General features: G+C 63.6%; 15 protein-coding genes. 9 read left to right on the plus strand and 6 right to left on the minus strand.

The window, feature by feature from the left end; translation table 11 throughout:
- Positions 1-261: 261 nt before the first annotated feature.
- From ACI2KG_RS26195 to ACI2KG_RS26210, 4 genes are read right to left on the minus strand one after another with little or no spacing between them, the layout of a single operon-like run.
- On the minus strand, positions 262-465 hold the full coding sequence (locus ACI2KG_RS26195) for an SEC-C metal-binding domain-containing protein (RefSeq protein ID WP_110679145.1): 204 nt from the start codon (positions 463-465) through the stop codon (positions 262-264).
- Between the two features lie 7 nt (positions 466-472).
- Entirely contained in the window at positions 473-949 is a 477-nt protein-coding gene (locus ACI2KG_RS26200) for an LEA type 2 family protein (RefSeq protein WP_404663851.1), read from the minus strand.
- A gap of 2 nt (positions 950-951) precedes the next feature.
- Positions 952-1,428, minus strand: coding sequence for a YchJ family protein (locus ACI2KG_RS26205; protein ID WP_404663852.1), 477 nt, complete (start codon positions 1,426-1,428; stop codon positions 952-954).
- Positions 1,429-1,430: 2 nt separating this feature from the next.
- Positions 1,431-1,925 carry a DUF6231 family protein gene (locus ACI2KG_RS26210; RefSeq protein ID WP_012273855.1) on the minus strand — a complete coding sequence of 165 codons (495 nt, stop codon included), beginning with the start codon at positions 1,923-1,925 and terminating at the stop codon, positions 1,431-1,433.
- 158 nt (positions 1,926-2,083) lie between these two features.
- On the opposite strand from ACI2KG_RS26210, the gene ACI2KG_RS26215 reads away from it, so the two are divergent.
- From ACI2KG_RS26215 to ACI2KG_RS26230, 4 genes are all read left to right on the plus strand, one after another.
- On the plus strand, positions 2,084-2,776 hold the full coding sequence (locus ACI2KG_RS26215; RefSeq protein ID WP_400614955.1) for an OmpA family protein: 693 nt from the start codon (positions 2,084-2,086) through the stop codon (positions 2,774-2,776).
- An 89-nt stretch (positions 2,777-2,865) separates the two neighbouring features.
- The gene (locus tag ACI2KG_RS26220) at positions 2,866-3,585 is read left to right on the plus strand and encodes an OmpA family protein (RefSeq protein WP_404663853.1); all 720 of its coding nucleotides are present in this window, start codon (positions 2,866-2,868) and stop codon (positions 3,583-3,585) included.
- Between the two features lie 96 nt (positions 3,586-3,681).
- Positions 3,682-3,957, plus strand: coding sequence for a DUF1145 domain-containing protein (locus tag ACI2KG_RS26225; RefSeq protein ID WP_400614959.1), 276 nt, complete (start codon positions 3,682-3,684; stop codon positions 3,955-3,957).
- The gene (locus ACI2KG_RS26230; protein WP_404663854.1) at positions 3,950-4,708 is read left to right on the plus strand and encodes a collagen-like protein; all 759 of its coding nucleotides are present in this window, start codon (positions 3,950-3,952) and stop codon (positions 4,706-4,708) included. Before ACI2KG_RS26225 ends, ACI2KG_RS26230 begins: the two co-directional genes overlap by 8 nt.
- 149 nt (positions 4,709-4,857) lie before the next feature.
- Here ACI2KG_RS26230 and ACI2KG_RS26235 read toward each other — a convergent pair whose 3' ends face one another.
- Complete coding sequence (locus ACI2KG_RS26235) at positions 4,858-5,322, minus strand: CopD family protein (RefSeq protein WP_404663855.1); 465 nt, start codon at positions 5,320-5,322, stop codon at positions 4,858-4,860.
- A 98-nt stretch (positions 5,323-5,420) separates the two neighbouring features.
- Between ACI2KG_RS26235 and dinG the strand changes: the two genes are divergently transcribed.
- The 5 genes from dinG to pdxH all read left to right on the plus strand — a co-directional run bounded on the left by dinG (position 5,421) and on the right by pdxH (position 13,025).
- A complete protein-coding gene (dinG, locus tag ACI2KG_RS26240; protein ID WP_400614967.1) occupies positions 5,421-7,565 on the plus strand; it encodes an ATP-dependent DNA helicase DinG in 2,145 nt (714 codons plus the stop codon).
- Positions 7,566-7,644: 79 nt separating this feature from the next.
- Positions 7,645-9,879, plus strand: a complete 2,235-nt coding sequence (locus tag ACI2KG_RS26245; protein ID WP_404663856.1) for a beta-galactosidase — start codon at positions 7,645-7,647, stop codon at positions 9,877-9,879.
- 257 nt (positions 9,880-10,136) lie between these two features.
- Positions 10,137-11,282 carry a serine hydrolase domain-containing protein gene (locus ACI2KG_RS26250; RefSeq protein WP_404663857.1) on the plus strand — a complete coding sequence of 382 codons (1,146 nt, stop codon included), beginning with the start codon at positions 10,137-10,139 and terminating at the stop codon, positions 11,280-11,282.
- Between the two features lie 99 nt (positions 11,283-11,381).
- Entirely contained in the window at positions 11,382-12,359 is a 978-nt protein-coding gene (locus ACI2KG_RS26255) for an OmpA family protein (protein WP_404663858.1), read from the plus strand.
- An 18-nt stretch (positions 12,360-12,377) separates the two neighbouring features.
- Entirely contained in the window at positions 12,378-13,025 is a 648-nt protein-coding gene (pdxH, locus tag ACI2KG_RS26260) for a pyridoxamine 5'-phosphate oxidase (protein ID WP_400614976.1), read from the plus strand.
- 130 nt (positions 13,026-13,155) lie between these two features.
- Here the strand turns inward: pdxH and ACI2KG_RS26265 are convergent, their stop codons facing one another.
- Complete coding sequence (locus tag ACI2KG_RS26265) at positions 13,156-13,389, minus strand: hypothetical protein (protein WP_404663859.1); 234 nt, start codon at positions 13,387-13,389, stop codon at positions 13,156-13,158.
- Between the last annotated feature and the right edge of the window lie 96 nt (positions 13,390-13,485).

The raw sequence follows: 13,485 nt of genomic DNA on the forward strand, positions 1-13,485 counted from the left end.
CCGTCACTTTTCGATGATCGCGCTCGAACGTGAAATCTGAAAAGAGTTGGCTGCTCAGCAGACCCATATTTTGCGTAAGAGCGCGATTTTTAGGATGTTTTTTGAACAGCTACATCGGTCGGGAGGTTTTCACACAGCCTGTGTGGGAGCTGGCTTGCCGGCGATGGGCCGCAACGCGGCCCCAAATTGCTTAGCTGACTGGCATTAGGGCTCGCCCGCTCCCACATGGGTCCGGCTAAATGCTGGCCTGGTGTGCAGTTATCAGGCGCCGTGGCACTTCTTGAACTTTTTCTCGCTGCCGCACGGGCACGGGTCGTTACGGCCAACGTCCTTCAGGGCGTTACGCACCGGCTCCTGGTGGCCGTGGTTGCAGTGCGGGCCGTGCACATGGCCGTGATCGTGGTCATGGTGGTGATCATGGTCGTGGTTGCAGTCAGGGCCATGAACGTGGGGTTGTTGGGACATTGCAGGGTTACTCCGGGAAATGATCACCGGGGATTATCTCACCACTGCGCGATAAGTGCAGGTCCCGATGAATGATCAACCCGGTCGCCAGTTCGGCCTGCAGGGTGTAATGCAGCGGTTCTCCGCTTTTGAGCAACTTGGCCAGTGGTTTCAGGTGCTGCCACAGGTTGGTGCGCGCGGTGATCTTGAACGTGCGCCGGGCGTGCCCGCCCACGCTGCGCCAAAGGCTTTCTTCATCCTGCACCAGCAGCAGGTCGTTGAGGCGCACGGCATACGACAGGTTGCGGATGAACAGGCGGCTGTCATTGGGGTTGTCGACCTGCACGTGCAAAACGAACTCTTGCTGCAGCAGCCTGGCCTTGACCGTTTCGACCTCGACCAGGTGCACTTGAGGTTCGCGCCAGTCGTCACTGCCCCAACTGGCGCAGCCCGTCAACCATGCCATCAGCGTACCGAGTAGCAGCAGACGGGCGCGTTGGATCATGCTCAGTTCTCCACGTAACTGGCGCAGCATTTCTTGAATTTCTGCCCGCTGGCGCAAGGGCAAGGGTCGTTGCGCCCGGCCTTGAGGTCGATCGTGGGGTCGATGAAATACCAGCGCCCGGCGTGCTGCACGAACGCCGAGCGCTCGCGGTGCTGGTGGTCACCGTCCGCGTCGTGCCAGCGCGCAGTGAAGGTGACAAAACCGTGCTCCGGTTGGCCACCCAGCACCTCGGCGCTTTCCACTTCCAGGCCCAGCCAAGTGCTCTGGGCGCTCCAGGCGGCCATGGCGGCGCGGTCCAGGCCGGCTTGCTGGGCCGGCAGGGTAGTTGCCACCAGATAGTCGACCAGGCCCAGCACGTAGGCACTGTAGCGTGAGCGCATCAGCGTCTGGGCATCCGGTGCCGGGGTACCGGCATGGTAATGCCCGCAGCACGCGTCAAGCAGGTTGCCACTGCCACAAGGGCAGACCGAGACACTCATCATTACCACCAGTACTTGCCAAAGTTTTCAGGGTTGGCCCAGAACCGGGCATTGAGCCAGTCCGGGACCTGCTTGTAATCATGTAGATCATAGGTGAACAGGCTCAAGACCTGCTGGTCACGGCAGAATTTCTCGCTGGCCGACAGGGCCAGGGCGAAGAAGTCGGTGTCCTGCCAGCCGCACGCGGCCAGGTCGGCCAGCACGGCAACCCGGCTGGCATTGAGGTTGCGAATACCGCCCAGCAACTCAAGGCCGGTGCGCTTGGGCAGGTGTTCCAGGCAGTCCACCAGCACCGCCAGGTCAAAGCGCTGGGCTGCCAGTTCTGCCGGCAGCGGGCCAGGGGCAGCCGTTGCAATCGTCACTTGCGGGTGCGCTTGGGCAAAGGCGTCCAGTGCCGGGAAGCGCGTGCCCACCAGCAGCAGGCGTTGCGGAGTAAAACGCTCGAGCAAGGCTGCGAGGGCTTGCTGTGGGGTGCGTTGGGAAAAACCGTCGGTCATTGCCAATCCTCGTTCAAGTCGTCCAAGACTAGCGGGCCGCAGCGTGCGGGCAAAGAGGCATGTGACCGCGTCGTGGCTTATTGCTGGCAGCATTGGAATGCGCGGTCTTTACTCCCAGAGATCGGCCATATGCCGATTCCCCTAGGAGAAGCAATGAAATGAGCATAGTACGCACAGCGATACCCCTGGTACTGCTCACCAGTGTGTTGACTGGTTGTGCAGGTTTGCAAAAAACCGACTGGCCGAAATGTGCCGCCGTCGGGGGTGTAGGCGGCGCCGCCCTGGGCGCCATCGAGAGTTCCAGCTGGGCTGGCTGGGGTGCGTTGCTCGGCGGTGGCCTGGCAGCGGGCTATTGCTGGGCCCATGGTGATGGCGACGAGGATGGCGATGGCGTGCCGGACAGCCGCGACAAGTGCCCTGGCACGCCGCGTGGTGTGCAGGTTGATGCCGATGGCTGCCCGCCACCAGCACCTGCGGTGGTCGAGGAAGTGGTGGTGCAGAAGGAAGAAGTCATCGTCATCCGCGATGTGCACTTCCAGTTTGACTCTGCGCGCCTGACCGCCAGCGACAAGGAACGCCTCAATACCATTGCCACGCGCCTGAAACAGGAAGCGCCATCTGCGCGCCTGAGCGTCAGCGGCCATACCGACAGCGTCGGCTCCGACAGCTACAACCAGAAACTGTCCGAGCGCCGTGCCCATTCGGTGACCGATTACCTGGTCGAGGAAGGGGTCCCGCGCAGTAGCTTCATTTCGGTGGTCGGTGCCGGTGAAACCCAACCGGTAGCGGACAATGCCACGGCTGAAGGGCGTGCCATGAACCGTCGTACCGAAATCAAGATCCAGCGTTGAAACGGCGTATGCCCGTGCCTTGAGCAGTGGCACGGGCGCGCTTTGAAGCCGGTCCGCCGTTTGTGGCCAGTGACACAGGAGCATTCAGCATGAGTGTGATGTCGAAGGCGGCTCTACCGCTGTTGGTCGCTGCCAGCCTGCTCGGGGGCTGCGCCACGCACAGCGATGGCAGCGCGCCCCTCAACCAAAGGACCTGGCCCATTTGCAGCGTGCTGGGCGGCTTGGTCGGTGGCGGCCTGGGCGCTATCGAAAGTTCTACCTGGGCTGCAGCGGGCGGTGCCCTGGGCGCTGTCGCCGGCGGGCTGATCTGCTTTGCCCAGGACGGTGACGAAGATGGCGATGGTATTTTTGATCGCCGCGACTACTGCCCCGATACCCCCGCCAACACGCCGGTCGACCATATGGGCTGCCCGCTGAAGGAGTACCCGGCGACAGCACCTGCCACTGCTCCCGAGCCCTCGCCGGATGTGATCATCCTTGATGACAACGGCGCGGTGATGTTCGCTTTCGATTCTGCCGAGCTGACCGGCGCTGCCAAACAGCGCCTGCAAGGCCTGGTGGCGCAACTCAACTCACCGACAATCGCCAAGGTCAAAGTGATCGGGCACACCGACAGCGTCGGATCCGACAGTTACAACCAGGCGCTTTCCGAGCGCCGCGCCAGTAGCGTGGCCGAGTACCTGATCGGCCAGGGCCTGGAGCCGGGCAAGGTCACCAGCCAGGGGCGCGGCGAAAGCGAGCCGGTCACCGACAACGAAACCGAAGAGGGTCGCGCGCGCAACCGACGGGTGGAGCTGCACCTCAACTGAGCGGTGCTGGCGCCTGCCTTGGCATTGCAGTTAATGTGGGTCGCACGGCCCGCTCGCTCGGGCCGTCTCGACATAACAACAATCTAGGGGGCGGGTATGAAGTTCATCCTGGGCCTGGGCAAGGTCCTGACGGTCGCTTTCTGGGGTGTGGTGCTGTTCAATCAGCTGATGCCACAACCGTTGCCTTTCAATTTGTTGATCAATGCCGTTGGCATTTTTCTGCTGAGCCTGCATCTGCTTGAAGTACTGTTCTTCAACGCCAGCTTGCGCGGGCGCAGCCATCGCTGGTTCGATCGCTTGCAGATCCTGTTGACGGGTATCTTCCATGTCATGTCTATCCCCCGTGCGCAGGAGGCGCCACGAAATGCGTAATCTGATGTTGTTGGCCTTGTTGGCGGCCCCTTTTGCCCAGGCCGAGAGCCTGGACGTTGCCGCCAATTCCATGTTGCGCCTGCCCGACAAGTCGGCCAGCGTGCACCTTGCGCATTTGCGTGTTGCTGACGCAGCAACCCTGATGCTGCCTGCGTCGCTCGCGCAATTGACGGTCGACCAGCTAGAGCTGGGGCGTGATGCGCGCATCGTTGTTGCGCCTTCCGAGACCCCGCTACTGATCGAGGCACGCAGCGCGCGGTTGGGCGAGGGCAGCGAGTTCAGTGCCACGGGGGCGGCGGGTAACTACCAGCGGGCAGCCCGTTCCGGCCGCAGCCTGGACCTGAAACTGGCTGAAGTGGATGCCGAGCGGGTAGTGATCGATGCCCGTGGCGGCGCCGGTGCACCCGGTTACGTGGGGCTCGATGGTGGCAACGGCGAAGCCGGTGGCTGCACTTGGGGCCAGGCCAGCCGTGGTGCCAATGGCGATGATGGTGGCAACGGGCATGATGGTGCGCCGGGCGGGCGCGTTCGCCTGAGCGTGCCGCAGGGCTTTGCGCAGGAACGCATAGTCGTGCGCCTGGATGGCGGTGCGCCGGGCAAACCCGGGGCGGCAGGTAAAGCCGGTAAAGGCGGGGCGAGCAAGGGGTGCCTGGTGTACAGCACCAGCGCTGGCGCCAATGGCCGGCCCGGGCAACCAGGCCAGCCTGGCTTGGCGGGGGCTGAGGGTGAGCTGATCCTGCAGGGCCTGTGAACCTCACCGCGATCCCTTGTAGGAGCGGCCTTGCGTCGCGATGGGCTGCGCAGCAGCCCCGGCAATTTATGCGTATTCACTGAAATCAGGGGCTGCTGCGCAGCCCATCGCGACGCAAGGCCGCTCCTACAAGTACAGTGTAAAACCTCTCAGATCATCAGCCGCGAACTGGCAACGGCTACCACCGCCAGGCCCAGCAGCAAATTGACCCCCACCATCCGCCGAATCCGCCCCAGCACGGCCGCACCCGCCGGCCAGTCCTCGGCCTGCACCGCTGCTTTCAGTTCCGGCAGCAGCAACGCCTGAATGCGCATGAACAAGGCAAACATGGCGATCCCGCCACCTATCATCACCTGCACATACTTCGGCGCCGTCTCGAAACCGCTGAAGCGCATGTGCAACATGCCGATACCACTGATCGCCAAAATCGCCACCGCCAGCCAGACCCAGCCAAAGAAGCGTCGGAAAACTTCCACCCACAAGCGTAGGCGGGCAGGCCCTTCCAGGGCTGCAACCGTTGCCGGGCGTAGCACCAGCCAGGCGAAGAACATGCCGCCGACCCATACCAGGGCGGCCAGAACATGCAGTGTGTAGGGCAGGGCAAAGGCGAGCATCCGGATCTCCATGCGGCACAAAGGGCAATAGCGGGGTATGATAGCCGCCCCATGCGAAACACTGAAAATATATCCAGCCCTCCGGGCGCTTGCAGACCATGATCAGCACCGAACTCAAAGCCACCATCCAGGGCGCCTATACGCGTTTTCTCGAAGCCAAGAGCCTCAAGCCGCGCTATGGCCAGCGCCTGATGATCGCCGAAGTGGCCAAAGTACTTGGCGACATCGCCTGCGACGATGAAGGCCGCCGTGCTGGCGAGCCTGCCGTGGTGGCGGTGGAGGCGGGCACCGGTACCGGCAAGACGGTCGCCTACGCGCTGGCCGCGATCCCGGCCGCCAAGGCAGCCGGCAAGCGCCTGGTGATTGCCACCGCAACCGTGGCCCTGCAAGAGCAGATCGTCATCAAGGACCTGCCCGACCTGATGCGCAACAGCGGCCTGAATTTCAGCTTCGCCCTGGCCAAAGGCCGTGGCCGCTACTTGTGCCTGTCAAAGCTCGACATCCTGTTGCAGGAAGGCCACGCCCAGTCGGCCACCGCCCAGCTGTTCGAGGAAGAAGGCTTCCACATCGAAGTCGACGAGCGCAGCCAGAAGCTGTTCAACAGCATGATCGAGAAGCTTGCCGGCAACCGCTGGGACGGCGACCGCGACAGCTGGCCCGAAGCACTGGAAGACCAGGACTGGGCCCGCCTGACCACCGACCACAGCCAGTGCACCGGCCGCCACTGCCCCAACTTCCAGCAGTGCGTGTTCTACAAGGCCCGCGAAGGCATGGGCAAGGTCGACGTGATCGTCACCAACCACGACATGGTGCTGGCCGACCTGGCCCTGGGCGGTGGTGCGGTTTTACCCGACCCGCGTGACACCATGTACGTGTTTGACGAAGGCCACCACCTGCCGGACAAGGCCATCGGCCATTTCGCCCATTATTCGCGCCTGCGCTCCACCGCCGACTGGCTGGAGCAGACCGCCAAGAACCTGACCAAGCTGCTGGCCCAGCATCCGCTGCCCGGTGACCTGGGCAAGTACATCGAGCAGGTGCCGGAGCTTGCGCGTGAAGTGCGCACCCAGCAGCAGTTCATGTTCACCTTGTGCGAGCAGGTGGCCGACTTCCGCCCCAGCGAAGATACCGAAGGCCGTGAGCGCCCGCGTTACCGCTTCGAGGGTGGCGTGGTACCGGAGCAAATCCGCGAAGTGGGCATCGAGCTGAAAAAAGGCTTTGCCCGCCTCAACGACCTGTTCACCCGCCTGGCCGACCTGCTCAAGGAAGGCATGGACGGCGAGGTCAGCATTGGTATCGCCAGCCACCAGGCCGAAGAGTGGTACCCGCTGTTCGGCAGCCTGGTCACACGTGCCCAGGGCAACTGGGAGCTGTGGACGGCCTTTACCGCCGAAGACCCGGAAGACAGCCCGCCAATGGCGCGCTGGCTGACCCTCGCCGAAAGTGGTGCGCTGTTCGACATCGAAGTCAACGCCAGCCCCATCCTCGCTGCCGAAATGCTGCGTCGAAGCCTGTGGAGCGTGGCCCATGGCGCGCTGGTGACCTCGGCGACATTGACTGCGCTGGGCAAGTTCGACCGCTTCCGCATGCGCTCCGGGCTGCCGCGTGATGCGGTTACCTGCGTGGTGCCCAGCCCGTTCGTGCATGGTGATGCCGGCCTGCTGCGGGTCCCCGACCTGCAGGCCGACCCACGCGACGCGGCGGCGCACACGGCAGCGATCATCCGCGAGCTGCCGAATATCGTCGAAGATGCCCGCGGCGCGCTGGTGCTGTTCTCTTCGCGCAAGCAGATGCAGGACGTGTTCGATGGGCTGGACCGTGACTGGCGCAAGCTGGTGCTGATCCAGGGCAACCTGTCCAAGCAGGAAACCCTGAACAAGCACAAGGCGCGGGTCGACGATGGCCAGCACAGCGTGCTGTTCGGCCTGGCCAGCTTTGCCGAAGGGGTCGACTTGCCGGGGGCGTACTGTGAACACGTGGTCATCGCCAAGATTCCGTTCTCCGTACCCGACGACCCGGTCGAAGCGGCGTTGTCGGAGTGGATCGAGGCGCGCGGAGGCAACCCGTTCATGGAAATTGCCGTGCCCGACGCCTCGCTCAAGTTGATCCAGGCCTGCGGCCGCCTGCTGCGTACCGAGCAGGATCGCGGCGTCATCACCTTGCTGGATCGGCGCCTGGTCACCCAGCGCTACGGCAAGGCTATTCTCAATGCGCTGCCGCCGTTCCGGCGGGAGATTTCCTGACCGCCGGAGCACTTGCTGCGGCGCGTTGTCCTTTACTCAGTCCTGGGCCATGACGGCCCTGAAGGAGAGCCTCAGCCTTATGGTCCGCCGTACCTTGCCTGCCGTTTTCGCCCTGTTGTTCAGCTCGCCCTTGCTGGCCGGGCAGCAGACGCTGTTCAGCTTCGTGCGCCCGGCCTCGGTGGTCAATGTGGCGACCGAGGATGCCGGCATGCCGCAGTACAACGCGGAGCAAACGGCTGAAGGCGAGGTATTGCGGCGTGTGGTGTTCAACCCCGCCCAGCGGCCGACCCTGCGCCTGAGCCCGCAAGGTGGGGTCTGGGACTGGTCCAGCGGGCAGTTCCTCACCTTGCGCCTGCAAAGTGCCATGGACTGGGCGCTGACCGTGGATGTTACGGTGCAAGGTAGCGATGGCCGTACCTTGACCAGCCGTATCGACCTGCCGGCCGGCCCCGCGCAAACCGTGATGGTGCCGCTGACGGCCAGTTCGCCACTCAGCCAGGGCATGCGCGCCGGCCCACCGATGCCCTGGAACCATGCTGGCCAGCGCCTGTTGCTGACCAGCAGCGCGGGTGCGGTCGACCTCAAGCAGGTGGCCTCGATCAGCCTCAGCATCCCCAACCCCAAGGTCGCGCAGAACCTGCTGATCGAGCGGGTGGGTATCCAGGACGACGACCAGGCCTACAAGGCGGCCTATCACGCATTGATCGATGCGTACGGCCAATCCACCCGTGGCAACTGGCCCGAGAAGGTTACCAATGACGACCAGCTCAAGGCAGCCGATAGCCGTGAGCAACAGCAGCTCAAGGGTTGGCTGGCAGAGCGTGGCAAGCAGCATCTGGATGCCTATGGTGGCCTGGTGGCCGGGCCGGCGTTTGCGGCCAAGGGCTTCTTCCGTACCGAAAAACGCGATGGCCGCTGGTACCTGGTAACGCCGGAAGGGCACCCGTTCTACTCGCTGGGGGTGAATGCCGTGGCAGCCGACGGCGGGCGTACCTACACCGCCAGTCGCGAAACCATGTTCAAGGCATTGCCGGGTGAGGGTGATGCACTGGCCGCGTTCTACGGCGAAGGCAACAACGACGATGGCAACACCTCGTCGCAAGGGCGCCATTTCAAGAAAGGGCGCTGGTTCGACTTCTATGCCGCCAACCTGCAGCGTACCTATGGCAAACCCTGCCCGCCTCCGGTAGAAGGGCAGCCGGCCGCTTGCCCACCGCTGGCGCTGGATGCAACACGCTGGCAGGCGCATGCACTTGACCGTTTGCAGGCATGGGGTTTCAACACGATTGGTAACTGGAGTGAGCCAGCCCTCGACCAGGCCAGGCGTATGCCATATACCTTGCCGCTGTCGATCGTTGGCGATTACGCCAGCATCAGCACTGGCATGGACTGGTGGGGCCGCATGCCCGACCCGTTCGACCCGCGCTTTGCGATGGCTACCGAACGTGCCGTGGCCATTGCCGCCCGCGATCACCGTGATGACCCTTGGCTGATTGGCTATTTCGCCGACAACGAGCTGGCCTGGGCTGCACCGGGTGACGACCCCAAGGCCCGTTATGGCCTGGCCTACGGCACCTTGCGCCTGACCACCGACGTGCCGGCCAAGCGCGCTTTCCTCAAGCAGTTGCGCGACAAGTACCGCAACCAGGAGGGGCTGTCCAAGGCCTGGGGCATCGAACTGACTGCCTGGGAACTGATGGAAGACCCGGGCTTCGAAGCGCCACTGCCCAGCCCGGAACATCCGGAAATCGAGCGTGACTACCAGCATTTCCAGCAGGTATTTGCCGAAACCTACTTCAAGACCATTTCTGATGCATTGAAGTGGCATGCCCCCAACCACCTGTTGCTGGGTGGTCGTTATGCCGTCAGCACGCCGGAGGCCGTCAAGGCCTGCGCCGAGTTCTGCGATGTGCTCAGCTTCAATTTCTACACCCTCAAGCCGCAGGACGGCTACGACTTCACCCGTCTGGCCGAGCTGGACAAGCCCGTGCTGGTGTCCGAGTTCCAGTTTGGCTCGCGTGATCGCGGGCCGTTCTGGCCCGGGCCGCTGGAGCTGGTGCGCGAAGAAGACCGTGGCCCGGCCTATGGCAATTTCCTCAAGGCAGCGCTTGAGCAGCCGATGATCGTCGGCGCGCACTGGTTCCAGTACCTCGACCAGCCGGCCAGCGGCCGATTGCTCGACGGCGAAAACGGCCACCTCGGGCTGGTGGCGATCACGGACATGCCGTACCCGGGCTTTGTCGATGCCGTGCGCAAAAGCAACCTGCAGGTCATGGCCCACCTGCGAACCCAACTGGAAAAACCAGCGCCCTAGCGTCAGCCGCACGCGGTCTGAAGTGTTGGAGCGGCCTTGCGTCGCGATGGGCTGCGCAGCAGCCCCGGCAGTTTGTGTGTTGCGCGGAGATCTTGGGGCTGCTGCGCACCCCATCGCGACGCAAGGCCGCTCCTACAAGGGTTGCGTTCGCTTCGGGTGCCACTCATCGCGACCACCCGGCCCAAGCCAGTTTGCAAAACGCCAAACTACTGAAACAATGCACACCTTTTTGAATATGGTCGTACGGAGAGCAGCGGGTGCAGATCCAGGGTCACTATGAGCTGAAGTTCGAAGCCGTGCGCGAAGCCTTTGCCGCGCTGTTCGATGATCCCCAGGAGCGTGGCGCCGCGCTGTGTATTCAGGTTGGCGGCGAGACTGTTGTCGACCTGTGGGCCGGCAGTGCCGACAAGGACGGCCAGCAGGCCTGGCACAGCGACACCATCGCCAACCTGTTTTCCTGCACCAAGACCTTTACCGCTGTTACCGCGTTGCAGCTGGTTGGCGAGGGCAAGCTGGCCCTCGATGCCCCAGTGGCCAACTACTGGCCCGAGTTCGCCCAGGCCGGCAAGCAGTCGATCACCTTGCGTCAGTTGCTCAGCCACCGTGCCGGCCTGCCGGCCATTCGTGAGCTGCTGCCGGCTGAAGCCCTGTATGACTGGCAGACCATGGTCGATGCCCTGGCGGCCGAGACGCCATGGTGGACACCTGGCACAGAACACGGTTATGCGGCTATCACTTACGGCTGGCTGATCGGCGAACTGATCCGTCGTGCCGATGGCCGTGGCCCCGGTGACTCGATCGTGGCCCGCACCGCTCGCCCGCTGGGGCTGGATTTCCATGTTGGCCTGGCCGACGAAGACTTCGACCGCGTGGCGCACATCGCCCGTGGCAAGGGCAACCCCGGCGATGCCGCTGCACAGCGCTTGCTGCAGGTGACCATGCGCGAGCCCGAGGCCCTGTCGACCCGTGCCTTCACCAACCCGCCAGCGATCCTGACCAGCACCAACAAGCCGGAATGGCGGCGCATGCAGCAGCCTGCAGCCAACGGCCATGGCAACGCCCGCAGCCTGGCGGGCTTTTATGCCGGCCTGCTGGATGGCAGCCTGCTCGAATCCGAACTGCTCGATGAGTTGACCCGCGAGCACAGCCTCGGCCAGGACCGCACCTTACTCACCCAGACCCGTTTCGGCCTGGGCTGCATGCTTGACCAGCCTGACGTGGCCAACGCCACCTTTGGCCTGGGCGCCCGCGCCTTCGGCCACCCCGGTGCCGGTGGCTCGGTCGGCTTTGCCGACCCGGAGCACGATGTGGCCTTCGGTTTCGTGGTCAATACCCTCGGCCCGTATGTACTCATGGACCCGCGTGCGCAAAAACTGGTACGTGTCCTTGCCAGTTGCCTTTGATCGGGTAATGCGGGTATTGCCCCACCCCTTTGACTATCCTCAATGCCAACGCCTGAAGTGCCTAGGCAAAATATCTTTCTATTTCATGGTGTATCGCTGATGTCTTCACATAAAACCTTAGCACTCGCCCTGTGCCTGACCGCCGTTACCGGTTGCGCCAGCCACTCCCCGCAGGGCGCCAAGGAGGGCGGTTCCAGCTGGTGGCCTTTCGGTTCGGACAAGGTCGCCGAGCAGGAAGTGAAGGCAGCCGTTACTGAAAAAGTGGCCAAGGCCGACGCCAAATCCGAAAGCGCCAGCCGCTGGTGGTGGCCGTTCGGCGGCGATGAAAAGCAAGCCAAGGGGCCAGTGGTACCAAAGATCGACCAGAAGGCAACCCAGGCCTGGCTGGACGAGTACGAGCCCAAGCTGCGCGAAGCGATCAAGGACAGCAAGCTGGAGCTGGAGCGCCGCGATAACGTACTGGCCGTGACCCTCCCGGTGGACAGCTCGTATAACCCGGACCGCCCGAACATGCTGCTGCCCATGACCCTCGGCCCGATCACCCGCGTGGCCAAGACGGTCGAAGGCGACCCGAAGACTGCCGTGCTGGTACTGGGCCATGCCGACACCAGTGGTGCCGCTGCTGCCAACCAGAAGCTCAGCCTGGAGCGCGCCGCTTCGGTGTCGGCCATCTTCCGCCTCAGTGGCCTGCAGCGTGACCGCCTGACCCTCAAGGGTATGGGTTCGGTGATGCCTCGTGCCGCCAACGACAGCGCCGAGGGCCGTGCCCTTAACCGTCGCGTGGAAATGCTGCTGACCCCGCAAAACACCATGGTCGCACTGCTGGCCAAGTACCAGCAGGCTGCGCCGGCACCCGTCCCGGCTTCCGTGGTAGCGGTACAGGATGCCAAGGCACCCGCCGCCAAGGCCGCCGACAGCAAGCCAGCTGCCAAGCCTGCGGCGAAAAAGCCGGTAGCCAAGGCCAAGGCCCCTGCAAAGGCGGCCGCCAAGAAAAAAGCCGCGCCAGCCAAGCCGGCCGCCAAAAAAGCTACCGCTGATAAAAAAGTAGCTGCCAACAGCCCTGCGAAGACCAACTGATCGTCAAGGAACGCAGTAATGACCCAATCCCTGGCCGATATGCGCCGCGACTACACCCGTGATGGCCTGGCTGAAGCCCAGGCGCCGGGCGAGCCGTTTGCCCTGTTCCACCAGTGGTTTGCCGATGCGGTGAAAACCGAGCAGGCACCGGTGGAAGCCAACGCCATGACCCTGGCCACCGTGGACGGCGAAGGCCGCCCGCATTGCCGTGTTTTGCTGCTGAAGGGGCTCGATGAGCAGGGGTTCACCTTCTTCACCAACTACGACAGCGCCAAGGGCCAGCAACTGCAGGCCAACCCGTTTGCAGCCATGACCTTCTTCTGGCCGGCGCTGGAGCGTCAGGTGCGTATCGAGGGGCGGGTGGTCAAGGTTTCGGCCAAGGAGTCGGACGACTACTACCAGGTGCGCCCGCTGGGTAGCCGCCTGGGTGCCTGGGCGTCGCCGCAGAGCCGGGTGATTGCCGGGCGAGAGGAGCTGGAGGGCCTGGTCAAGGCCACCGAAGCGCGGTTCTCGGATACCCAGCCGCATTGCCCGGAGCATTGGGGCGGCTACCGGTTGCTGCCTGAGCGTATCGAGTTCTGGCAGGGGCGCGCGAGTCGTTTGCATGACCGGCTGAACTATCGGTCGGTTGATGGGCAGTGGCTGCGCGAGCGCCTGGCGCCCTGATATCGCCGGGACCGCTGCGCGGTCCTGTCGCGACACAAGGCCGCTCCTACATGGGATCGCGCATCAGGCAACTTGTAAGAGCGGCCTTGCGTCGCGAAAGGGCCGCAACGCGGCCCCAGCAATCTCTAACTTACCCCGAATACCCCGCCGCCTGCCGCTCCAACCACCCCGCCAGTTCCTTGCGCTTCACCTTCTCCACCCGCGCCTGCTCCAGCCGCTTCAACATAAAGTCCCGCTTCCCCGGGTCCGTCCCCGCCAGCGACAATGCCAAGTCACGGTCCATCCAGCGGCGCATGCGCACATATAACCACCCGTGGAAATACAACCCGGCAACGGTTGTAACCACGACGATGAAGTAATCCATGGCTATCCTTGGTCTCAATTGAAGCGCCATGGCACAGCTGTACTGGCTGTACCCCCGCTGAATGAAAACAATTTTATTAGGTTTGTACCGTGACAG

It is taken from the genome of Pseudomonas sp. NPDC089407 (assembly GCF_044900445.1).
Lineage (GTDB): Bacteria > Pseudomonadota > Gammaproteobacteria > Pseudomonadales > Pseudomonadaceae > Aquipseudomonas.

Excerpts from the sequence above, each read along its gene's own strand:
- ACI2KG_RS26225 (WP_400614959.1), top strand. The coding sequence starts at position 3,682 with ATGAAGTTCATCCTGGGCCTGGGCAAGGTCCTGACGGTCGCTTTCTGG.
- ACI2KG_RS26210 (WP_012273855.1), bottom strand. The coding sequence starts at position 1,925 with ATGACCGACGGTTTTTCCCAACGCACCCCACAGCAAGCCCTCGCAGCC.
- ACI2KG_RS26235 (WP_404663855.1), bottom strand. The coding sequence starts at position 5,322 with ATGCTCGCCTTTGCCCTGCCCTACACACTGCATGTTCTGGCCGCCCTG.
- ACI2KG_RS26245 (WP_404663856.1), top strand. The coding sequence starts at position 7,645 with ATGGTCCGCCGTACCTTGCCTGCCGTTTTCGCCCTGTTGTTCAGCTCG.
- ACI2KG_RS26220 (WP_404663853.1), top strand. The coding sequence starts at position 2,866 with ATGAGTGTGATGTCGAAGGCGGCTCTACCGCTGTTGGTCGCTGCCAGC.
- ACI2KG_RS26205 (WP_404663852.1), bottom strand. The coding sequence starts at position 1,428 with ATGAGTGTCTCGGTCTGCCCTTGTGGCAGTGGCAACCTGCTTGACGCG.
- ACI2KG_RS26200 (WP_404663851.1), bottom strand. The coding sequence starts at position 949 with ATGATCCAACGCGCCCGTCTGCTGCTACTCGGTACGCTGATGGCATGG.
- dinG (WP_400614967.1), top strand. The coding sequence starts at position 5,421 with ATGATCAGCACCGAACTCAAAGCCACCATCCAGGGCGCCTATACGCGT.
- ACI2KG_RS26215 (WP_400614955.1), top strand. The coding sequence starts at position 2,084 with ATGAGCATAGTACGCACAGCGATACCCCTGGTACTGCTCACCAGTGTG.
- ACI2KG_RS26265 (WP_404663859.1), bottom strand. The coding sequence starts at position 13,389 with ATGGATTACTTCATCGTCGTGGTTACAACCGTTGCCGGGTTGTATTTC.
- pdxH (WP_400614976.1), top strand. The coding sequence starts at position 12,378 with ATGACCCAATCCCTGGCCGATATGCGCCGCGACTACACCCGTGATGGC.
- ACI2KG_RS26195 (WP_110679145.1), bottom strand. The coding sequence starts at position 465 with ATGTCCCAACAACCCCACGTTCATGGCCCTGACTGCAACCACGACCAT.
- ACI2KG_RS26255 (WP_404663858.1), top strand. The coding sequence starts at position 11,382 with ATGTCTTCACATAAAACCTTAGCACTCGCCCTGTGCCTGACCGCCGTT.
- ACI2KG_RS26230 (WP_404663854.1), top strand. The coding sequence starts at position 3,950 with ATGCGTAATCTGATGTTGTTGGCCTTGTTGGCGGCCCCTTTTGCCCAG.